At 47.6% G+C, this 20,145-nt stretch carries 22 protein-coding genes; 21 read left to right on the forward strand and 1 reads right to left on the reverse strand.

Annotated features, from left to right (window positions below; all coding sequences use genetic code 11):
- Positions 1-354 precede the first annotated feature (354 nt).
- The 16 genes from ACP26L_RS01395 to ACP26L_RS01470 all read left to right on the forward strand — a co-directional run bounded on the left by ACP26L_RS01395 (position 355) and on the right by ACP26L_RS01470 (position 14,290).
- Positions 355-1,035 carry a replication-relaxation family protein gene (locus ACP26L_RS01395; RefSeq protein ID WP_426450689.1) on the forward strand — a complete coding sequence of 227 codons (681 nt, stop codon included), beginning with the start codon at positions 355-357 and terminating at the stop codon, positions 1,033-1,035.
- A 90-nt stretch (positions 1,036-1,125) separates the two neighbouring features.
- Entirely contained in the window at positions 1,126-2,259 is a 1,134-nt protein-coding gene (locus tag ACP26L_RS01400; RefSeq protein ID WP_426450690.1) for a hypothetical protein, read from the forward strand.
- A 157-nt stretch (positions 2,260-2,416) separates the two neighbouring features.
- The gene (locus tag ACP26L_RS01405) at positions 2,417-3,499 is read left to right on the forward strand and encodes a hypothetical protein (protein WP_426450691.1); all 1,083 of its coding nucleotides are present in this window, start codon (positions 2,417-2,419) and stop codon (positions 3,497-3,499) included.
- A 186-nt stretch (positions 3,500-3,685) separates the two neighbouring features.
- Positions 3,686-4,021, forward strand: a complete 336-nt coding sequence (locus ACP26L_RS01410) for a hypothetical protein (RefSeq protein ID WP_426450693.1) — start codon at positions 3,686-3,688, stop codon at positions 4,019-4,021.
- A 151-nt stretch (positions 4,022-4,172) separates the two neighbouring features.
- The gene (locus tag ACP26L_RS01415; RefSeq protein WP_426450694.1) at positions 4,173-4,532 is read left to right on the forward strand and encodes a hypothetical protein; all 360 of its coding nucleotides are present in this window, start codon (positions 4,173-4,175) and stop codon (positions 4,530-4,532) included.
- A 296-nt stretch (positions 4,533-4,828) separates the two neighbouring features.
- Positions 4,829-5,269 (forward strand): hypothetical protein, encoded by a 441-nt coding sequence (locus tag ACP26L_RS01420; RefSeq protein ID WP_426450695.1) that lies wholly within the window; start codon positions 4,829-4,831, stop codon positions 5,267-5,269.
- A gap of 146 nt (positions 5,270-5,415) precedes the next feature.
- Complete coding sequence (locus tag ACP26L_RS01425; RefSeq protein WP_426450696.1) at positions 5,416-5,943, forward strand: shikimate kinase; 528 nt, start codon at positions 5,416-5,418, stop codon at positions 5,941-5,943.
- 108 nt (positions 5,944-6,051) lie between these two features.
- Positions 6,052-6,804, forward strand: coding sequence for a barstar family protein (locus tag ACP26L_RS01430; protein WP_426450697.1), 753 nt, complete (start codon positions 6,052-6,054; stop codon positions 6,802-6,804).
- A gap of 28 nt (positions 6,805-6,832) precedes the next feature.
- Positions 6,833-7,216 carry a hypothetical protein gene (locus ACP26L_RS01435; protein WP_426450699.1) on the forward strand — a complete coding sequence of 128 codons (384 nt, stop codon included), beginning with the start codon at positions 6,833-6,835 and terminating at the stop codon, positions 7,214-7,216.
- 42 nt (positions 7,217-7,258) lie between these two features.
- Positions 7,259-7,642, forward strand: coding sequence for a hypothetical protein (locus ACP26L_RS01440; RefSeq protein WP_426450700.1), 384 nt, complete (start codon positions 7,259-7,261; stop codon positions 7,640-7,642).
- Positions 7,643-8,216: 574 nt separating this feature from the next.
- Complete coding sequence (locus ACP26L_RS01445; protein ID WP_426450701.1) at positions 8,217-8,708, forward strand: CBO0543 family protein; 492 nt, start codon at positions 8,217-8,219, stop codon at positions 8,706-8,708.
- A gap of 240 nt (positions 8,709-8,948) precedes the next feature.
- On the forward strand, positions 8,949-9,599 hold the full coding sequence (locus ACP26L_RS01450) for a hypothetical protein (RefSeq protein WP_426450703.1): 651 nt from the start codon (positions 8,949-8,951) through the stop codon (positions 9,597-9,599).
- Positions 9,600-10,145: 546 nt separating this feature from the next.
- Entirely contained in the window at positions 10,146-11,153 is a 1,008-nt protein-coding gene (locus tag ACP26L_RS01455; protein WP_426450704.1) for a cyclic nucleotide-binding domain-containing protein, read from the forward strand.
- A 175-nt stretch (positions 11,154-11,328) separates the two neighbouring features.
- Complete coding sequence (locus ACP26L_RS01460) at positions 11,329-11,988, forward strand: hypothetical protein (RefSeq protein WP_426450705.1); 660 nt, start codon at positions 11,329-11,331, stop codon at positions 11,986-11,988.
- Positions 11,985-13,685, forward strand: a complete 1,701-nt coding sequence (locus ACP26L_RS01465; RefSeq protein WP_426450706.1) for a GMC family oxidoreductase N-terminal domain-containing protein — start codon at positions 11,985-11,987, stop codon at positions 13,683-13,685. The genes ACP26L_RS01460 and ACP26L_RS01465 overlap by 4 nt, the downstream gene beginning before the upstream one ends.
- A 77-nt stretch (positions 13,686-13,762) precedes the next feature.
- Entirely contained in the window at positions 13,763-14,290 is a 528-nt protein-coding gene (locus ACP26L_RS01470) for a DUF3231 family protein (RefSeq protein ID WP_426450708.1), read from the forward strand.
- A 234-nt stretch (positions 14,291-14,524) separates the two neighbouring features.
- Here ACP26L_RS01470 and ACP26L_RS01475 read toward each other — a convergent pair whose 3' ends face one another.
- On the reverse strand, positions 14,525-15,364 hold the full coding sequence (locus ACP26L_RS01475) for an AraC family transcriptional regulator (RefSeq protein WP_426450709.1): 840 nt from the start codon (positions 15,362-15,364) through the stop codon (positions 14,525-14,527).
- A 135-nt stretch (positions 15,365-15,499) separates the two neighbouring features.
- Between ACP26L_RS01475 and ACP26L_RS01480 the strand changes: the two genes are divergently transcribed.
- From ACP26L_RS01480 to efeB, 5 genes are all read left to right on the forward strand, one after another.
- Positions 15,500-15,958 carry an SRPBCC family protein gene (locus tag ACP26L_RS01480; protein WP_426450711.1) on the forward strand — a complete coding sequence of 153 codons (459 nt, stop codon included), beginning with the start codon at positions 15,500-15,502 and terminating at the stop codon, positions 15,956-15,958.
- A 245-nt stretch (positions 15,959-16,203) separates the two neighbouring features.
- Complete coding sequence (locus tag ACP26L_RS01485) at positions 16,204-16,377, forward strand: hypothetical protein (protein ID WP_426450712.1); 174 nt, start codon at positions 16,204-16,206, stop codon at positions 16,375-16,377.
- 285 nt (positions 16,378-16,662) lie between these two features.
- Positions 16,663-17,751 (forward strand): anion permease, encoded by a 1,089-nt coding sequence (locus ACP26L_RS01490; protein ID WP_426450713.1) that lies wholly within the window; start codon positions 16,663-16,665, stop codon positions 17,749-17,751.
- 215 nt (positions 17,752-17,966) lie between these two features.
- Positions 17,967-18,848, forward strand: coding sequence for an iron uptake system protein EfeO (gene efeO / locus ACP26L_RS01495; RefSeq protein WP_426450715.1), 882 nt, complete (start codon positions 17,967-17,969; stop codon positions 18,846-18,848).
- A 2-nt stretch (positions 18,849-18,850) separates the two neighbouring features.
- On the forward strand, positions 18,851-20,134 hold the full coding sequence (gene efeB, locus ACP26L_RS01500) for an iron uptake transporter deferrochelatase/peroxidase subunit (protein ID WP_426450717.1): 1,284 nt from the start codon (positions 18,851-18,853) through the stop codon (positions 20,132-20,134).
- Positions 20,135-20,145: the final 11 nt, after the last annotated feature.

Genomic DNA, 20,145 nt, shown 5'->3' on the forward strand with positions numbered 1-20,145 from the left:
CACCGTACAGCGTCCTTGGCTTTCCGAACAAAGGAATCCCCTCCTATACCCCAAGGATGGACAAGACTATGAAAATTAAAACCTACCCTTTCGCAAATTTGCGAATAATAGCCAAGCCGTGAGCCGTACCCTAGATTATCAGACGGATTGAGCCGCGGATTATCGCCCTGCGGACCAAAACGGCCGTGAACAGCCAGAGCATCCTCGATCGGCCGGGCGCCGAGCGACTGCCGGCCAAGGTGCCCGGCCGGGCCATATACAGCACATCGGTCGAAGCGACCATCCAAATCCCCTATGTGGGCGGAGATGACGCATGGGCAGCTTTGCTCGAGCCCCTAAGAATGGAGGTTATTTATGCTGGCCAGTCGCAAAGACGAGAGGACCAAACTGGTATTATCCACACTATCCACCATCCCCCTGATGACAACCGAGCAGGTGGGGCGCCTGATGTTCCCAGAGGCCGGAAGTCCCCTCAAGCGGGCCTCTCAGCTGCTGCGCGGGCTCGAGGAGGATAAGATCGTCGAGGGGCGCCGCCTGGGAGACATGCGGAAGATATGGCGGCTGACCCGCCGAGGCCGGGCCGAAGCACAGACCGACAAAACTGCCGTCCCCTTAAACTCCCCGAAGATCGCTCATTGGTTGACGATTGGTGATGCTTACCTGCAGCTGCAGCAGACGGGGATGCTGAGACATCTGGAGTGCGAGCTGCGCATCCCCTATCACTACGCTGGCCGGGAATATCTCTTTGCACCGGACTGCTTCCTGATCTGGAACCGGCGCGCATATCTGCTTGAGGTGCAACTGAGCCGACTCTCCCGGGAGCAGTGGGCCAAGAAGTGGCGTCGGTGGAACGATTATTTTGGCGGCAATCACTACCTGCAGGCTCCCTGGCAGCGATTCAAGCAGGGAGGAGGGGTTATTCCTCAGCCTATCATATTAACAGAGCAATCCCCAGAACTCGTCCTACATGGTTACGCTGTAGTCGGACGAAAACCTGTAGTAGTTTCGCGAATAGATGGAGCAATAGATCATTAATGAATATGTGGTGGCTGATAGGCTTTTTCTGGTAAAGTAAGCATTAAACAACTAGACATATGCGATATGATTTGAAAGGAAGGAACTAATATGGGCTTAACATTCGAGTCTCAAGAGGTGGAGACAAGAGTTAAAGAAATTTTTTCGTTTTGTGAGGAGTATAGGATTGGCATTTATGATTTTTATGATTTAGAAGACGACTATGAAGATGAAGAAGTTATTATTGATAATTATACGAGTATAAGAGTGGATCTCCCACATAGCTGGGAAGGAAGTGTCGAAACAAACATAGAGAGTTTGAATCAGATGATTAAACATGCAAAGAGGGGGGAAATCATCGATGAAAGTATATTTGTTAGCCCTAATATAGTTCTGATACACGTTGAGTGTGAACAACGGGATAGACTGATTATGTTAAAGGAATCGGAGTATCTTATCAATCAAAAATGGAACGGAAAAGAAGTTCAGGTAAGATTAATAAATGACTTAAATTGTTACAATATAAGAATTATTATTGATGATAATTTTGACAAACATTTTCCTCCAATAACATCAGAGGATCTATTTATTGAGATAATTTCCTCTGAAGTTATTGATTTTGAATCAATAGATGAAATAACTCAGTCCTATATTTTTGAATGCAGTTCAACGTTGGAGTTAGATATTACTGCTATCCCAAGGAAATATGGTTTCGATTGGGAAGAGGAAGATGCGAAGCCTCAGCGTTCACATGAATTAAGACTGAGACCACTGATCCATGGCAAAGGAATTACTGAGGTATTAAAGATTTACAATGAATGTAATAGTATTAGTAACCCTGAATTCCGAATTTTAACTTACACTAAAGTGATTGAATACGTTTCTCAAACTGTTCTCAGGAAGGAAATGGTTGAGTCGATTACCAAGAAACTTTATAGTCCAAACACGCTTAATCCTGATGCCAAGTATATATTAGAACTTGAAAAATTATATGAGGAACATAAAAATAATCGAAAAGATAACCAAGCAATTAGACTAACTGTTGAAACGTGTTGTGATATCATTGATTTAGTATCATCTGCACCTAACTACTTGAAAAAAACAAAAAAATTGACATTTGAAAGTAGTAAGGAATCTCGTTCTCAATGCCTCGAGGAATTTGCAAATTCAATTTCTGATACTCGGAATATGATCGCTCATGCCAAAACTAACTACAAATTAAAAAATGTCCGGTCCATGAAATGATAGACTTTTCCAATTGCCTTAAAATCGCTGCAAGTCAGGTGTTACGTTGGTTTGCAAGACAAAATGAAGGAAGCAGAATTATTTAGGTTATAACCAGAGAAGTGAGTCTCTGGGAGTGGTCTAAGTGTGTAATGATTTTAATTGGGGGAGATCAAAGGTGGATGACGTTTCTTTACTTAAGATAGGGTTAACGGATGATGAGAAGAAAACTTTTGATAAGAAGAAAGTTGAATATAACAAAAGAGTTGGGAGCCTTCTCAAGGTAAGTAGAGCTGATGCTAAAAATTCTGAATGTTATATTTGTGGGAAGGAATGTAGTAGCTTTTGCAATTCACATTCTGTGCCCCAGTTCTGCCTTCAGAACATATCTGTATCCGGTAAATTATATCATTCCGGTAATTTAGTTGATATGCCCATGTTGGATAAAGACAAAGGAATAGGTGAGGCTGGTACTTTTAAGATAATCTGTAGAGAGTGTGATAGTTCGGTTTTCAGTGATTATGAAAATCCTGATGCTTACTATCAAGGACCAACCGACAAGATGCTATCTCAAATAGCAATGAAGAATAACCTGAAAAGTATCAGCAAAAGGCAACTAGAAATTCAATTGTATAGAAATATGGCCAAAGAATTTGGCGGCCATGAGTTGATGAGTCACATGGAAGGTATAGGGTCAATAGATCTAATGGAGTATATTGACGAATTCCAATATGCTAAAAAAGCTTGTCAGTCAAAATGGCATAATAATTATTATTTATCATATTTTGAATCCATTCCTTATGTTGTGCCAATCGCATTCCAGAATAATATCGCCTTAGTCTCGGATCTTGAAGGTGGCACTATCAATGATTTATATAATCACTTAAGCGATTATGTAATAAAAAGTGTGCATATATGTGTCTTTCCGCTCGCAAATCACAGTGTGGTAATGATGTTTTGTAGAAATGGTGAAAATAGATACTCAAAGTTCTTTAAACAATTCAAAAAATTATCGTCCGAAGAAAAGTTGAAGGTTATTAACTACATTATTTTTAGCTATACTGAAGATTATTATTTTTATAAAGGCATCGACCAAGAGATTTTTGGCAATAAAATCCTGAAAGAGGTAGCAAAAACGACTCCCATTTCTGTTGCCGACAGTCCTTTTGCTGATTCATTAACAGCGGCAAAGGAAACCTATGATTTAAATAAAAGAGATACTATCCCTAATTTTTTAAGTGAAACATATAAAATCGTATAATTTTAACGCTAGATTATAAGGCATCCGAATCAGTTGGCATCGCTTTATTTTAATATTGGAGACGTTAGTAATAAATAATCCGCATCATGAGGATAATTTCTGAATATTAAAACTTAAAGTAGCGATAAGACTTTTGACTAGCTCATAAGCATCCCTTGGGTAATAAAAAACAAGGAGGGATGCCAGATGCAGATAAGAAGGGGAGGAAAACGAGATCCGCTGCAACCGGGTGATTTGATTGAGGTGCTTTACGAAATGGATGAAGGTAAAGTGCAGTTGCAGGCTCGATTTGTTGAATACGATATCATAACAGAGGATATGGCAGGTGTTAGTTTTATTCGTGTTCAATCTGAAGACGGCAAAGAGAAGACTTGGATCAACCTGGATGCTGTTGAGATGATTCGGAGAGTTGGCCCCACCGATGGTGGGGTCTCTTCTCGTTCTGTTGGTTCAATGAAAAAATGGTTTCGCGGCTTAGTTGTTAAGCTAACGGGCAGGATAGTTCCAATTATGGTAACATAAGGGTGTACTTGACTTGCCGCGGCAATTGCCCCCCATTTATCTAAGCCAACGGATAAGGAAGTTAAACGAGTGGTGAACTTCAAAATGTATGGCTAACGGGCAGGTGTGTTCATGCTCATACTGAAAAAAATGTTTAGGGGAGAAGATATGCATGATACTTAAGAGAAATGCTGCTTTGCTAACTATCATCTTGGCAATGAGTATACTATCAACTGGTTGCAGTATTTTTTCAGGACCACCAGAATCTGAAGAATCGGTTAAACAGAAAGTGGTCGCTCATCTTGTTTCAAAAGGCTACAAAGAAAATGAGTTTAATATTGAAGTTAAATATAATAAATCAGGAGAAGGCAAGTTCGGAGGTCCTTACGCCATTAATGTAGTTTTTAACGATGAGCCGAACGTAATTTATGGATATAAATATAACTATAAATCAGAAAACAAAGATATAACTCAAAATGGCGTTGCTCCTATGGAAGGTAAGGATGATAAGAATTTTAAACATGCTGAGTAATTTCTTATTACGTCATCCACCTAACGAATTCGAAATACGATAATTATTAAACCGTTACGGGCTTTTATTTTTTTGGCTAATAATCAACATTGAGATTTTACATAGCCATATTTTAAAACCAGTTACACGGTGAGATTAAGCTATCGAAGAACGTTAGCGCAATAAGCAGGGAACAGATCGCCGCGCGGTAGCTGTTCCCTTTCTTCATTGAAGTAACAGCAGAATAGCAGAACCTACAAGCATTGGAAACGTATAAATAATCGACAACCAACGGAGCAAACGGGAGGCGACTAACATTGAGGAAAGTCTTACAATTGATATTGCCATTTTTTTTATTAAGCATTCTGTTGGTTGCGTGTAATGAAAAGAATCCAGACACATTATCTTTGGAACATGGAAACATTAAGTTTGTATCCATTAATAGCAAAAACGGATATGACAACACAATTACCGATTCTAAACAAATTTCAACGATTATAAATGCCGTAGAGAAAGCCAATAAAACCGACGAAGTGTTAAATCCTGTCACCCCTAATCGAACACCTGAAGAAGACTATTCTTTAACTATTTACTATGATCCGGCAGTGAAACATGATGCACTACAATCTTTTTTCGTCTGGGTGGATAAGACGGGAGAAGTGATTAAAATTGCACCAATACAAAAGGGAACTACTTACCTTTATAAGTTGAACTTTGAAACATCAGAAGAGCTCAATAAGCTAGGTTTGTTCAACTAACTGGGAACGTTAGCTCAATACACAGGGAGCAGATCGCCATGCCACGTGGCAACTGCTCCCTGTTCACGTAATACCTATGAAGGATATTTATGACAACTACCGAATGGTTTAATGAAACCAACAATAATCATAAGGTGAGGAAGAACATGAACATAGTTCTTGTAGGTATGTCTGGTGCTGGGAAAAGCACTTTAGGTGTATTGCTGGCAAAAGCTTTAGGAATGGATTATGTGGATACGGATATTGTCATTCAACAACGTGAAGGTAAGTTATTACAAGAAATAATTGATAATGATGGCATCGAAATATTTATGCAGATTGAAGAAAAAGCTGTCTCGGAACTGCAACTGAAAAATTGTGTAATATCTACAGGTGGAAGCGTGGTATATTCCGAAAAAGCAATGGATGTTTTAAAACAAGAGGGTCAGGTCATTTACTTACATGTCCCGTATGAAGAGATAAGGAGGAGACTAATTAACGTAACAACCAGAGGCATTGTTATAAAGAAAGGAAACGATCTCAAGGATGTTTACGAGGAAAGAGTTCCTTTATACATTAAGTACAGTGACAAAACCCTCGACTGCACAAATAAGGATATAGAAATTTGTGTAGGTGAAATTATTGAGCTAATCCAAGAAATGCACGATAATCGTTCAACTATCGGGAGACGTTAGTTAAACGATCCAGGAGCAGTTTGCCTCAGCAGCTGCTCCATTTTTCATTAAAGTAACGGGTGAGAAGCGTGTTAAAATGAAATATTCATAATACTTGGAGGGAGAACTTTGGGTTATAAATATTCTATTGTTGATGATGAAAATGATAAAGTATTGGGTTTTTGTAATGAAGTAGAAATACATAATGTGAATGATGAGGGTTATACAAAACTGAAATTGCATGGCTTTATACTAACAAATGAATTTATGGAAATATCTACGATTAAGCTTTCAAACTTCCGTCTTAATGTTCTAAGCAAGGACGGACAGAGTTTAGGTGGATATAATTTCTTTCCGAATAAAGAACTAAAAATAAATTCAATGGATACTTCGGAAGATAAGTCAATCGAGATTGTAGGTGGCTTTTCAACAGATCCTTTGCCTTTCGCTTTTGAAGTCTGGGAGAGATTACGAGAAAAGCCCACTGAACTTGGACAATGGAAAAACTGTTCTCTTGAAGAAAAACAAGCATGGTTACAGGTTTTACGTTTAATATCACATAAAAATCTTATAGATAGAGAAGATGAAGTTATTACAATTGAGGGTGACCTTATTCTCGATGTCGAAACATTTTTTATTGCAATAGGCGAAGCAATAAATGGGCCGTTTGGTTATTATGGAGCCGATCTAGATGGTATTGATGATTGTTTATGTGGCGGTTTCGGTTTAATTCCACCATTTATATTAGAGTGGAGAAACTTTGATAAATCCTTCGGCAATGAATTTTTAGGTAATTCCAAATTCGTTTTTCTGTTACTCAACATTCTTACTAGCCGAGGCTGTGATGTACACCTAAAGCGTTCAACTAACGGGAGACGATAGCTTAAATACTACCTATTTAGGAGATTGCATGAACTCTTCGAAACGTTATGTATGGATAGAAGCTGAGAAATGGCCCGTAGGCTCATGGGATTGTAAGAATAATAATTCCGATGTTATTGTTGTCTTTCCGGATCGTTCCAAATGGATTGCCAGCTTTTTCACGTACCAAAATATCGAGACGTTGAGACAAAAGAATATGCAGACCGGAGAATGCATGAACGGCGCATATTTTTGGTCCAGTGACATGGTGTTGATTGATATTATAAGCAGGGAAAGAATTGAACAACTAATCGACCATTTGATCAAACACGAGTATTTCCATACAGTCTTTAATCGTTACCCTGATGTTGATGCAGAAGAGGATGAGAACTATCCTGTTGGATTTTTCATAACCGAAGAATCGTTGAGCTAACTGGGAACGATAGCTTAAGTACTACCTATTTAGGAGATTGGCATGAACTCTTCGAAACGTTATGTATGGATAGAAGCTGAGATATGGCCCGTAGGCTCATGGGATTGTAAGAATCATAATTCCGATGTTATTGTTGTCTTTCCGGATCGTTCCAAATGGATTGCCAGCTTTTTCACGTACCAAAATATCGAGACGTTGAGGCAAAAGAATATGCAGACCGGTGAATGCATGAACGGCGCATATTTTTGGTCCAGTGACTTGGTGTTGATTGATATTATAAGCAGGGAAAGGATTGAACAACTAATCGACCATTTGATCAAACACGAGTATTTCCATACAGTCTTTAATCGTCACCCTGATGTTGATGCAGAAGAGGATGAGAACTATCCTGTTGGATTTTTCATAACCGAAGAATCGTTGAGCTAACTGAGAACGTTAGTTCAGAGCCACCCAGGAGCAGTTTGCCACCGTGGCAGCTGCTCCCTGATCTCGTTGAAGTAACCGGCAGGATTCTTCCAATATGTGTTAAAATTGTTTTAGGAGTCCCTTCAGTGGGATAAAGGATGGAAAAGAAGTTGCTCAGTAAGAGAGGAGGAGTAAAATGCCAGTAGCTATATACAGTGTTGTCTTATTAATCGGAGTGTTTTGTTTATTGCTACCTCAAAAATTTTGGGAGTGGTTTTATCTTGGAATTAGGCCATATAAGAAAGGGAAACTTAACTGGAAATGGAGCCTATTTGTAAGATTAGTAGGTTTTTCTTTTATAATGATTAGTGCTGTAAGGCTACAAGATTTACTATCGTCATTCAACTAAAGGGAGACGTTAGTTTAGAGCCAACCAGGAGCAGTTTGCCACCGCGGCAGCTGCTCCTTTGTTCGTTAAAGTAACGGGCAGAGATTAGTGGAATCCGTCCAGTTCGACCCAAAGGTAAGTATATGCATAAATTTTCCCTTGCTGACGGACACTATTAGTGATCCTTGACATATAGGTGGTATATAAATGGATGAAAATATGGAAAGAGCAAGGGAATTAGTTACTGCATTAGTCCAAACGAATATAGAAAGGTTCATGAACCATGGTGGGTTTTTAAGTCCCCAATGGTGGCTGCTCGTTGCATTTACAATCGTTCCATGGGTTATTTGGTTAAAGATAGTGGATAAAAAAAGAAAGCTTGAACTTGTGGTGATTGGACTATTCATTGCGATTGTAACTAAGCTTTTAGACATAGTCGGTTATAATTTAAATTATTGGGATTACCCCATTCAAATGATACCTCTTGTGCCTGAGGCATTTGCTTTTGACATGTCAATGGTTCCTGTTGCGTATATGTTGTTATATCAGTATTTTAAGACGTGGAAATCATATTGTCTCGGTTTACTTTGTATGAGCGTGATCTACGCTTTTATTGGGGAGCCTTTTTGCAATTTGATCATGGTTGTTGCGCGTATTTCAAGTGGAAGTATATTTACTCATTCTTGTATTATAACGTAATCGGAATCACCGTAAGAACGGTTGCAGATAATCTTAAAGGGACATATGAAGGGCTAAACTCTTACCCGGCTAAGGAAAATTAAAATTTCGGCAAGCGTTGAACGAATACGTAAGCACAATAAAGCAACCGTAGTCTAAGACTTTATTTTTCAAGTCATAGAATGCAGCTGCTTTAACAATGTAATATTCTGGTTTCTAATAGTACATCCTAAGAACCGACTACAAGGAGGTCTAGGATAGATGACACGAACACAAGCAGAGTATTTTCGTGACTTAGTCTCGAGTCAAGAAACGCTTACTCACCAGTGGCTTGATTACTGGTATGTGTTTTCTAATTTCAACACCTGGCAGTTTTGGACTATCCTCTGTATGTTGGTGTTTCCCCTTATTTTATTGTACTTTTTTATTGATCGTACGAAGATATACCAAATTGCATTCTTTGGATACACCACTCATGTTCTCTTTGCTTATACGGACACATTTGGCATCCGCTATGGATTATGGGGATATCCTTATCAAGTCCTCCCATTCCTCCCTAGTGTGTCATTGGATGCCTCCCTGATACCTATTGCGATAATGTTCGTATATCAATGGACCCTCAAGAGAAAGCAGAACTTTCACCTCTACGCTGTTCTGACTGCAGTAGCTTTTGGGTTTGGCTTCAAACCATTACTAGTCCTATGTGGACTATTCGAAAAATATCAATGGGTTAACTACATAATCATTTTCTTTATATATCTGGTTCTTTTTGAGGGGGCCTACATGTTAACCTGCTTGTTTCGGAAAATGAAAAACTCAACCATCAACGAGCATAAGGGGGCCGTCAATGGGATCAACTTGATTTATATGAGTCAGAAGCTGCTCGGTCGAAAAAGAAGAGGTAGTACGTAAACCAAAGAAACTCTAGGTGTTCCACCGACGCTTTTTGAGGTCATCGTTAAGCTATCGAGGAACGTTAGTTGAATACAGATATATGCTGAAAGCGCCGCGGCATACAGTTGATAATGGTTACTTTTAATCACGTATGGTGAGCCATTTATGATCAGAGAATATTGTTTCTTCATTATATATATCAGAAAGCTGAATAAAATGAATTGGGGAACAACCCTACATCGATCATTATAAAAATGAATATATTGGCATCTACTGTTTTCAGTACTTTATAGGTACCCACTCCCCTCGTCTCCATAATGCAAGAAGAAACCCGCTGAACAGCGGGTTTTTTGCTGTTTCCGATAATGCTATAATCCTTTCATAGATTGTTCTTTATAAAGAAATGTTCAAAAAGTCGGTAGAGAAGGAGCATCTCTGTGAGCCTGAAGGAAACCGAGCACATACATACGCTGATGAAGTCGAATCTTCGGTCCAATCTTCTATTTCAATATATTACCGATCAGGAGATGAGCCGCCTGCTTGAGGTAACACAGCGGGTATGCTATGACGAAGCGGCATTTTTTCATAAGAGAGGGAGATGCGGATAAAGCGTTATATTTGATCGAACAAGGCCGAGTTGAAATCGTCAAAAAAAATCCGGACACAGGAGAATTGTACACGATCATGCAGCTCGGTGCAGGAGAGTGCATCGGCGAGACCTCTGTTCTCGAGGGGGATGTTAGACGGACAGCCTCGGTCCGTACGGTGGAGAAGACGGTGTTGATCAAGATCCAGATGGATCGGATGACCGGGCGCACCGAATTCGATTCGATATATATCAAGCTGCTCAGCAATATGGCCAGGGCGTTATCCGGAAAGCTCAGCACAGCGAACCATGTTACCATCAGTGCGATGCAAAGAGAGCTGGAGACAAGCAAGGCCAGAATCGGTATGGGTCTGTTTACGGTGAACCTGCTGTTTATGCTCGGCATCTATACGCTTGCATTGCAATCTTTGAATGCCATGGTCATCGCGTTCGGCTCCAATCTCATTTCTCTTGCCATCTTGGCGCTTATGGCTTCCGTCATATTCGTGATGATCCGAAAAAGCGGTTATCCTCTCCAAACCTTCGGGCTGACGCTGGAGCGCTGGAGAAAAGTGGTCTGGGACGCTTTTTTGATGACGATACCTCTCTTGGCCGGTATTGCGCTGCTTAAGGCATTCGTGCTGTACACTCACCCGGAAATCGACGATCAAGTCTTCGGCATCGTATCCCTGTTCGAGGGAGGGAGTGTAAACGTCACCTTCTACTTATACGGTTTGGCCTATGCCTTATTCTGTCCCGTTCAGGAGTTCATCTCCCGCAGCGGCATTCAGTCGGCACTGCAGAATTTTTTGCCGGCATCGAGAAGCCGGGTGTGGATCGCGATCGTGCTGTCCAATCTGATGTTCTCGGCTGCGCATTCGCACGTTAACTTGACATTCGCCTTGCTGACCCTATTTCCCGGACTCTACTGGGGTGGATGTACGGGCGTCAGCATTCCCTTTTGGGAGCTTCCGTCTCGCATATGATGGTAGGGGTCTGGATTTTCTTCATTATAGGAATCGATAAGATTTGGTACGCCATGTTCTAGGTCGATTGTAATCCCGCCGAATCTTTCCTCTCCCCTAGACATAGTCCCCCTCAAATTCCAATATAACTAATCTATAAACCTTAGGACGGCTTAAAGAGTGGGACGGTGAGGGTGTGGCAAAATTCAACGGAGAGACGGCAACGGAAGATATCTATGTAAGAGTTACGTTCCAAGCGCTGCTGGACGCGATTCTTCCGGTCACTTACCGGGCCCGGGAGGACGATGCGGATGCTCTCGTTCCTGTTCCCAGCGGGGTACAGCTGCAGCTGCATGAATATCTCCTAAGGGAGCTCGATCATTCCGAGTTCCAACCGGAGAATAGTCTATCCGCTCTTCCGCCGCTGTCCAGGTCCACGGCACAGCTGCTGGACTTGGGGGCGGAGCAGTCCATCCGCAGAGGCTTAACGCTGCCCCTCTCTGAAGGCTACCCGGGTGGTGGTCAATTTACAAGGCTTGCCCGGCTGGACCGACTGCTGACCTTGGAGCGGATCGACCGCCTGGAGATTCCGCTCGGAGAGCTGCCCCTCCCGTATACGAACAATCCAGGCCTGGTGCAGACCATGGTGAATTCGTTTACCCAACTGCCGTATTTCGGTTACTACTGCGAATGGTACGGGTACGGCACGATGCGGTTTGATCCGCCGGCCGACCGGCGTCTCCAATTCCCCTCTCCCGGCTGGTTTCTCTCGGGCTACCCCGGACCGTCGTTCGGCTACCGGGATTTGCGGGGATTTCTCTTAACCTACCCTGCAGACCGGGGGGAGCGTAAATGACGAATCCCGATGTAATCGTGATTGGCTCGGGCGGCGGTGGAGCCGTGATGGCCAAAGAGCTTGGAGAGCTCGGGCTGCAGGTGTTGGTGCTGGAGGCGGGCCCCTGGTACGGACATTCGGACTGGCCCGAACCGAACAAGGAACAAGGGGCTAGAAGCAGCTCGAATCCGGATGATTTGAATATTTCTCTCTTCAGGGAGCACTACAGCAAGCTTGAGGGGGATATGAATGAGCAGATCACAGGCAAGCTCCGCTGGGGGCCTGCGGACCGGAATCGCCCGCCCTGGTTTCGGAACCTGACGGAACGGGGGTTTGTCTGGCAGAATTCGGGCGTAGGCGGAACAACGCAGAGCTACCTTGCCAACTGCCCGCGGGCTTTCCCGGTCAGGGTGGACGGGGTATGGCCGATCCCCTACCGCGAACTCGTGCCCTATTACGAGAGAGTGGAAGCGACGCTGCCGGTGGAGTTTGCGCCCGTAACCGCCAAGGAGGAATTATTTTTCTTCGGTGCGAAGAAGGCGGGCTGGCCGTTCATTCCGACCCTCAACGTGAGAACTCCGGGCTACCGCCCCCAGCCCAATGCGATTCTTCCTCCTAATCGGCATCTGACTGATCCGTCTTATTCGCTCGAGCAGTTATCCAGGATGGAAGGCTGTACGCTGGCTGGTCACTGCGTCAATGGCTGTCCGCACGGACCGTCGGTGGATAAGGTTGCCAAGCGATCCACCACCGTCAGCTACATTCCGCTGGCTCTGCGGACCGGCCGGGTTACGGTCAGGCCCAATACGTTCGTGACGCGGATCCTCACCGAGACTCATCCAGCGGAAGGACTTCGGGCCACCGGCGTGCGCATCCGCGATACGTGGACGAGAGAAACCGAAGAGCTCCATGCCGCTGTCATCGTTATGGCTGCCGGAGCGATTGAAAGCCCGCGGCTGTGGCTGAACTCCAGCCTTCCCTTCAACCGGTGGGTTGGGAGGGGGCTTACGAATCATTATTTTGGCTGGGTGACAGGCCTGTTCGATGAACGTGATCTCATGCAGATTCTAGGAACCCCCGAGATCAATCCTTTCGTCGGACATAGCTCGGGAGGCCGGCTGGATATTCCGGGACTCGGCTCGCTCTTGGTGACTGGCATGAGTCCCGGACTGACCGCCTCCATGAGCTTTGGCTTCAGCCAATCGGGGTACAGCTTTCTGCATCCTTCCGCAGGAGAGGCAGGGGATTCGGCCGGCCGCCTTGTGGGCGCGGAGTTTCAGCAGTGGATGGAGAACTACCGCCGGACGCTGAGCATCGTGATTTTCACGGATGATGAACCCGATTACCGGAACGGGATTACCGTCGATGCAGCCATGCAGGATGAACATGGCCCGGTTCCGAAGGTACGCTATGTTCCAGGGCGCCGGGAAGAACGAAATCGGATGAAGCTGGCGAAGATCGCTGTGGACCTTCTGCGTAAGGCGGGAGCACGGAAGGTGCACCGATCGGATTGGCCCGCTTCGCTGCTCATTCATATGGAGAGCACGATGAGAATGGGCTTTGTCGTCAATGAGAACTGTGAGGCTTACCAGGTCCGGCGGCTCTACATAACCGATAACAGCGTTCACTTCAACGCATTGGGCGGTGCGAATCCAACCCTGACTACACAGGCACTGGCGACACGGGCAGCGGAGAAGCTGGTTCAGACCTATTTTTAGCGGAGATAAGCCGCATGGAAATAAAATTCGTGATGGAAGGGGAATCTAACCAATAAAAAGATGGAGTGTTGTCGCAGATGAATCTGTTTGATGTATTCAAGGATGCGATCAAGCCTTTCCTGGACGGGGAGAAGCCGCCTTTGAACGTGGGAGAGGTGATGAACCTCTGGTTCTATTCCACGGCGACGGAACAAACGATGCGCGGGGAACAGGTGTCCTATAACATCGTGCAGAATGAGGAGCTTAAAGAACTGCTGAGAGTTGTCATCGATGACGTGCATGGCCCTATTTTGGAGGAGGTTAATGGGTTCCTGAGGGCAGAGGGGATTCCGCTGCCCTCGACCACGCCCGACAAACCGATCGGGGATTTCCGGAGTATTCCGGAAGGATCCTACTTATCGGACGAGGAAGTGGGGAACCTGCTCAGCTTCAATATTGTGCTGGGCATGAATTACGCCTGCCGGGGTATGACAGAGGCCGTCCGACCGGATGTCGCAGCCATGTTCGTCAAGTTCCAGATGAAGAAGATGACCTATGCGGTCAGCTTAAGAGAGTTCCTGATGCGCCAAGGCTGGCTGAAGGTGCCTCCTTATTATAAGCCGTAGGTTCATGTGGAGTGAGCACCAGCCCATGGTGCTGGTACGAAGCGATGGGGCGCCGCGGCCCAAAAGGCGGGGAATGGGCGGCAGAAGAATCCGTTCCCTATGTAAGACCAGGCGATCCGGGGGTGCGGTTGTCCCGGCTGTGCCCCCAACAAAAAGGAGTTCACCGATGAGGTGAACTCCTTTTTGTTCCAGCTGGCAGCAATTGCATCGACATGCCCCTGAATCCTGCGGGATTCAGGTCAATGAAGACATGTTCCCCGCTTTTTCCGGGTCGAGCTTCCCTTTGGCATACTGCTCGGGTGTCCGGCCGACGATCGCTTTGAAGTCTTTGATAAAATGGGCTTGATCGTGATAGCCCAGCTCCATGGAGAGCTCCAAGCCGTCCGGATGCCGGCTCATCTCCATAGCCTCAGCCGCGTTGTGAAGCCGGTACAGCTGGATGACCCACTTGGGGCTTACGCCTACATATTGGTGAAACAGCCGCTGCAGTGTCCTCACGCTGATCCCGAAGGCTTCGGCGACGTAGTCTACTCTCGTCATGCCGCGGTCCGTACGGATCCGCTCCACGATCCCGCCCAGAAAGGGAACCTGCTCATCCTGTGGCGGGAGCTTGGGTCGCAGAAGGCCTTCCGCCAGCTCGACCATCCGGCTCTCCTCCTCCTGGGAGAGGATGTCCTCCTCCAGCTCGCGCGGGTTCACGCCGAACAACGGTCCTGCCTCCAGCGGCCGGCCGCCCAGCTGTGCAGCAGGCAGGCGCGAGAAAGGATAGAAGCCGCCCGGCTTGAACTTCACTCCGAATACACAGCCCCGGCCTTCGAGAGGATAAGAGAACTTTTGCTTCGATGGCGCGTAGACGGCGGTCTTCCCCCTTTCTACAACCAGATTCATGCAGGGATTGGGAAGAACCTCCTGCGAATAAGTCTCCCCTTCGGAGAGCTCCCAGCGGACGATCCAATAGTGTTTTACGAAGAAGGCCACTTCCTCTGACGGAGCATGGCGCGTAAGGCGGAACTTGGAGCTGCCCTCCTGAAGATGCAGCACGCCCATACTGGGCCAAGGAATATTCCCGTTCATGCAATCACTCCCTTGGGATGGCTGGATGGCTTGGGGATCACGGCTTGTCGCGTTTTTACAATACTTGGGTCCTTCCAAGCGATATACTCATAGTACCACAACGCAAGCCGCAAATAATCCAGGGAGTGAGCCGACATGGATAGAGAAGCATTGAAATATGAGTTTTATATCGGAGCGGGAGTGGAGGAGGTCTGGAATGCCCTTATCTCTCCGGAAGGCACGCGCAAGACATTCTTCGGCTGCGTCCTGCAGTCCACTTTCGAGAAGGGGGCACCGTTCAAGTATGTCGGCCCGGGCAAGGAAGGGGACGAAACGGTACACGTCTACGGGACGATCCTAACCTACGAGCCGCTGAGGGAGATCAGCTACCTTGAACATCCGGGAGCATCGTATCACGACAATCATGCCGAACTCGAATCCAGAGTGACCTTCACGCTGGATACCGTAGGGGCTTGTACCAAATTGACGCTGGTCAATGACGGATGGAGTCCGAATCACACCGCTTATGAGAATGCAAAGAGCCACTGGTGGATGATCCTCAGCAGCATCAAAACGGTTGCCGAGACGGGAAAAGCATTGGATTTCGGATGGTAGCCGGGCGCCCTGCGGGGCGTTTTTTTGTGGAAATTGGGTCAGCCTTCCTGCTCAAATGCCGCAAATGGAATGATACGGGAGGATAGCGGCGGATGTTTTTGAATCGGCGGGAAGAGAAGGCCTGAGTTCGGATGAAGGGGGATTACCGCTTCTCAGTCCGGCTCACCGGGTTTTTCCTGAAAAACCGTGTTTGGTATACTGAACAGGACCCTTTCAAAAATACAAAAGAGCAGGGAGCTGACGAATTGACTTATACGGAATTGTTGGAACGCCGGAGCGAGATCCTCAAACGGCACCTGGGCAGCCTGATTCACAAGGATAATCAATACGGGCTGAGCGAGCAGGAGAACTGCGTGTACAAAGATATGGTCAAAGAGCTGTACCGCAACAAGCTGGAATTGAATGCAAGCAGAAAATAAGCGTTACGGGGGAGTCACTCCGATTCCCGTTTGCATAGGCAGGACAGAGGGGCATCCGTGAAGGGTGTTCCTCTTTGCCGTGGGCTTACATCAACCGGTTACACCGGTAGGAAGGCCGGCTTGTTCCTATAGCTCCTGTGGAAGGACAAAGGATTTTCGATGGAGCAGGCGGCGGGTAATCTACTCTATTGACGTGCTAAAGCAGGTACGCTAAAATGACCGATAAAACGGACCCGATGACTTCTATTTAAAAAGGAACGATTGGCGAAAGAGATGTGAATCATAATGTGGATTACATGGATCGCGATAGGCATTGCTTTGTTCTTTGCCGCTAATATCGGAGCGAGCGGTGCGGCCGCTTCCATGGGGGTAGCATATGGAAGCGGGGCCGTGCAGCGGAAAATTACTGCGCTCAGCTTGGTTGCCGTCGGCGTTTTCCTGGGGGCGTACCTGGGAGGCGAAGAAGTGGTGAGAACCCTGGGCTCGGGTATTATTCCCCCTAACTTGCTTACCGTGCAGCTGGTCATTATCATTCTGCTGTCGGCGACGCTTACGCTCTTCGGAGCCAACTTGCTCGGGATTCCTCTGTCGACCAGTGAGGTTACCGTTGGAGCGGTAGTCGGTGTGGGGATTGCATACGAAACCGTCTATGTTCAGAAGCTGCTCCTGATCGTATCGTTCTGGGTCATCCTTCCAGTTATTGCATTCTCTTTTGCCTGGGTGATGGGTCATGGAATCCGCCGCTTGGAGCGGCGTGACGCCAGGTGGAAGGGGGAAGGGGACGGCTGGTGGAAGAAGGGCCTGATGGGACTTGTGCTGGCGGCCGGCTTTACGGAAGCGTTTTCCGCTGGGATGAACAATGTGGCCAACGCGGTGGGACCGCTGGTAGGGGCGGGACTGCTCGGTACCGACCAGGGAATATTCTGGGGCGGCTTGTTCGTTGCGATTGGGGCGCTGGTAATGGGCGGCAAGGTGCTTGAGACCAACGGCAAGAAAATAACCCGCATGTCGCTCCTTCAGGGAACGGCGATATCGGGTACCGGAGGCGTGCTGGTGATCATCTCCTCGCTGTTCGGCATCCCGGTTCCTTTGACCCAGATTACGACGACGGCGATCCTGGGTATGGGCTCGGCGGACCACGGCTTTCGGCTGTGGCAGAAAGGGATTGTGCTGAAGATTCTCAAAGTCTGGCTTGTCTCTCCCCTGCTGTCGATGACCGTCTCGTTCACATTAGTGAAGCTCTTCATCGAACCTGCACCCTATCTTATCGTGGTGATGGTGGCTGTCCTGATTTCCATGGTGGGACTGAAGAGTCTGTACGATACGGAACAAGCCGAGCGCCGCGCGGTGAACGAAGAAGGCGCAGGAATATAAAATCAGCAGCGCAGCATCAAGGGAAGGCCCATCCTCCGGCGGATGGGCCTTTGTGCGTTCCCTCAATTGCTGCTTTCTGAAATATTCACTAATAAACCTCTTGTAAAACGGACTGCCCCGTCATACAATGATATCTGTTATCAGTTACACAAGATAATGATAATCATTATCATGATTGATAGATATCTTATACATGGGTAAGGGGTTGTCTTATTGTGGTTATGAAAAAGCATTCAGCTTGGGTCTCCATTCTTCTCGGTTCTTCCCTGCTTCTGTCGGCCTGCGGCCAGTCTGCGGCTCCCGCGGCTTCAAGCGCGGCCCAGACGGAGAAGGAAGCGGCTGTCAAGCCTGCTGAAGCGGCATCGGGCGCAGAGGTGCAGAAAGAAGCGATCGAGAAGTACCGCCAGTATGTCATCGGGCAGACGGATGAATTCGTGAAGGCCGCCGAAGCGTTTACGAAAGCCGTTAAGGCCGGCGATATGGACACGGCCAAGAGTCTGTATGCCCCAAGCCGCATGCACTTTGAACGGATCGAGCCGATTGCCGAATCGCTCGGTGATTTCGACCCGTGGATCGATGCGCGTGAGGGCGATGTGCCGGATAATGAATGGAGAGGCTACCACCGCCTCGAGAAGGCGCTATGGGAGACGAAGTCGGTTGCCGGACAGGACAAAGTGGCCGATCAGCTGCTCCAGGACGTCAAGCAGCTGCGGGTGAAGGTAGAGAGTGTCGAGATCGATACGCAGATGCTCGTAACCGGTGCGGTCGAACTGCTCAATGAAGTTTCCTCGAGCAAGGTGACAGGGGAGGAAGAACGCTACTCCCATACGGATCTGTATGACTTTGCTGCCAATGTGGAAGGCGCGAATGAGATTTATCAAGTGCTGAAGCCCGTCGTAGAGAAGAAGGACGCGGCTCTCGCCAATGAGATCAATACCCGCTTCACGGAGCTGGACAAGGCGCTTCAGCCATACCGCAAGGACAAAGGATACGTATCTTACACGGAATTGACGCCGGACCAAACCAAGAAGCTGAGCCAGGCGGTTGATGCCTTGGCAGAACCCTTGTCCAAGATGGGCACCGTGATCGGAGGCTGACGATGAGCGACTCATCGAAGAAAAATTTGTTTCAGAAGTCGTTTTCGCGGCGTGACGCTCTGAAGCTGGCGGGAGCCGGGGGTCTCGGCCTCCTGCTCGGTGCCGGTGGCATCAAAGCGGGAGCCCTAGGCGAAGGGGTGCTCGGCAGTGCTACGGTGGTTCCTCCCTCCGGTGGGAAGGGGGGCGTAATCCCCTTCTATGGAGAGCATCAGGCCGGGATTATTACGCCTATGCAGGATTTTATCTGCATGGGTGCGTTTGATTTGACGGCCAAAGATCTGGGGGAGGTCCGCGAGCTGTTCAAGCGCTGGACCGAGGCTGCCGCCCGGATGTCGCAGGGGCAGGGGGCGGGGGACAAGAACAGCAACCCGCTCGTGCCGCCGGATGATACGGGCGAAGCGGCGGGACTGAATCCTTCCCGGACCACGATCACCTTCGGGCTTGGAGCTTCTTTCTTCGATGAGCGTTACGGGCTCTCGGGCCAGCGGCCAGCCGCTCTGGTCGATCTGCCGCGATTTAAGGGCGATGCGCTGCAAAGCGAATGGTCCGGTGGCGATGTGGCCGTGCAGGTATGCGCCGACGATCCGCAGGTGGCCTTCCATGCGATCCGTAATCTGATCCGTATCGGAAGAGGCAAAGCGGTCCTGCGCTGGCTTCAGGAAGGCTTTCAGCGTACGGGTGCGGCCGATCCGCAGGGAGCAACGCCGCGCAATCTGCTCGGCTTCAAAGACGGGACCAATAACCCGGACGTACAGGATGACGCTGCGGCGAAGGAGATCGTCTGGACCGCGGGCGGGGACCATCCGGCCTGGATGGCCGGAGGGAGCTTCCTCGTGATGCGCCGGATCCGGATGCGTATTGAGGTATGGGACCGGACGACGCTCGGCGAGCAGGAGGCCACCTTCGGGAGGCACCGTGATACGGGTGCTCCGCTTGGGGGCAAAGGGGAGTTTGAACCCCTGGATCTGGCGAAGAACGATGCGGCAGGGAAGCCGCTCATTCCGGCCGACTCCCACGTAGCCTTAGCGCATATGGAAGGTAAGGTCAAGATTCTGCGGCGCGGGTACTCTTATTCGAACGGGATCGACCTGAAGACGGGCCAGCTGGATGCCGGCCTGCTCTTCCTGTGCTACAACCGGGACCCGCGGGAGCAGTTTATCCCCATGCAGCAGAAGCTGGCGGCAGCGGATAAGCTCAACGAATACATCGTGCATGTGGGCAGCGGCCTGTATGCCTGCTTGCCCGGCGTGAAGCAGGGCGAATATATCGGCAGTACTTTATTCTAGAGAGTTGGAGA

The sequence above is a fragment of the Paenibacillus sp. S-38 genome (assembly GCF_049942825.1).
Classification (GTDB): Bacteria; Bacillota; Bacilli; order Paenibacillales; family NBRC-103111; genus Paenibacillus_G.

Bases quoted from the DNA above. Each gene is read 5' to 3' on its own strand.
- ACP26L_RS01455 (WP_426450704.1), top strand. From the start codon at position 10,146: ATGACGAAGCGGCATTTTTTCATAAGAGAGGGAGATGCGGATAAAGCG.
- ACP26L_RS01490 (WP_426450713.1), top strand. From the start codon at position 16,663: ATGTGGATTACATGGATCGCGATAGGCATTGCTTTGTTCTTTGCCGCT.
- ACP26L_RS01440 (WP_426450700.1), top strand. From the start codon at position 7,259: ATGAACTCTTCGAAACGTTATGTATGGATAGAAGCTGAGATATGGCCC.
- ACP26L_RS01415 (WP_426450694.1), top strand. From the start codon at position 4,173: ATGATACTTAAGAGAAATGCTGCTTTGCTAACTATCATCTTGGCAATG.
- ACP26L_RS01400 (WP_426450690.1), top strand. From the start codon at position 1,126: ATGGGCTTAACATTCGAGTCTCAAGAGGTGGAGACAAGAGTTAAAGAA.
- ACP26L_RS01470 (WP_426450708.1), top strand. From the start codon at position 13,763: ATGAATCTGTTTGATGTATTCAAGGATGCGATCAAGCCTTTCCTGGAC.
- efeB (WP_426450717.1), top strand. From the start codon at position 18,851: ATGAGCGACTCATCGAAGAAAAATTTGTTTCAGAAGTCGTTTTCGCGG.
- ACP26L_RS01410 (WP_426450693.1), top strand. From the start codon at position 3,686: ATGCAGATAAGAAGGGGAGGAAAACGAGATCCGCTGCAACCGGGTGAT.
- ACP26L_RS01480 (WP_426450711.1), top strand. From the start codon at position 15,500: ATGGATAGAGAAGCATTGAAATATGAGTTTTATATCGGAGCGGGAGTG.
- ACP26L_RS01465 (WP_426450706.1), top strand. From the start codon at position 11,985: ATGACGAATCCCGATGTAATCGTGATTGGCTCGGGCGGCGGTGGAGCC.
- ACP26L_RS01425 (WP_426450696.1), top strand. From the start codon at position 5,416: ATGAACATAGTTCTTGTAGGTATGTCTGGTGCTGGGAAAAGCACTTTA.
- ACP26L_RS01445 (WP_426450701.1), top strand. From the start codon at position 8,217: ATGGATGAAAATATGGAAAGAGCAAGGGAATTAGTTACTGCATTAGTC.
- ACP26L_RS01395 (WP_426450689.1), top strand. From the start codon at position 355: ATGCTGGCCAGTCGCAAAGACGAGAGGACCAAACTGGTATTATCCACA.
- ACP26L_RS01450 (WP_426450703.1), top strand. From the start codon at position 8,949: ATGACACGAACACAAGCAGAGTATTTTCGTGACTTAGTCTCGAGTCAA.
- ACP26L_RS01435 (WP_426450699.1), top strand. From the start codon at position 6,833: ATGAACTCTTCGAAACGTTATGTATGGATAGAAGCTGAGAAATGGCCC.
- ACP26L_RS01475 (WP_426450709.1), bottom strand. From the start codon at position 15,364: ATGAACGGGAATATTCCTTGGCCCAGTATGGGCGTGCTGCATCTTCAG.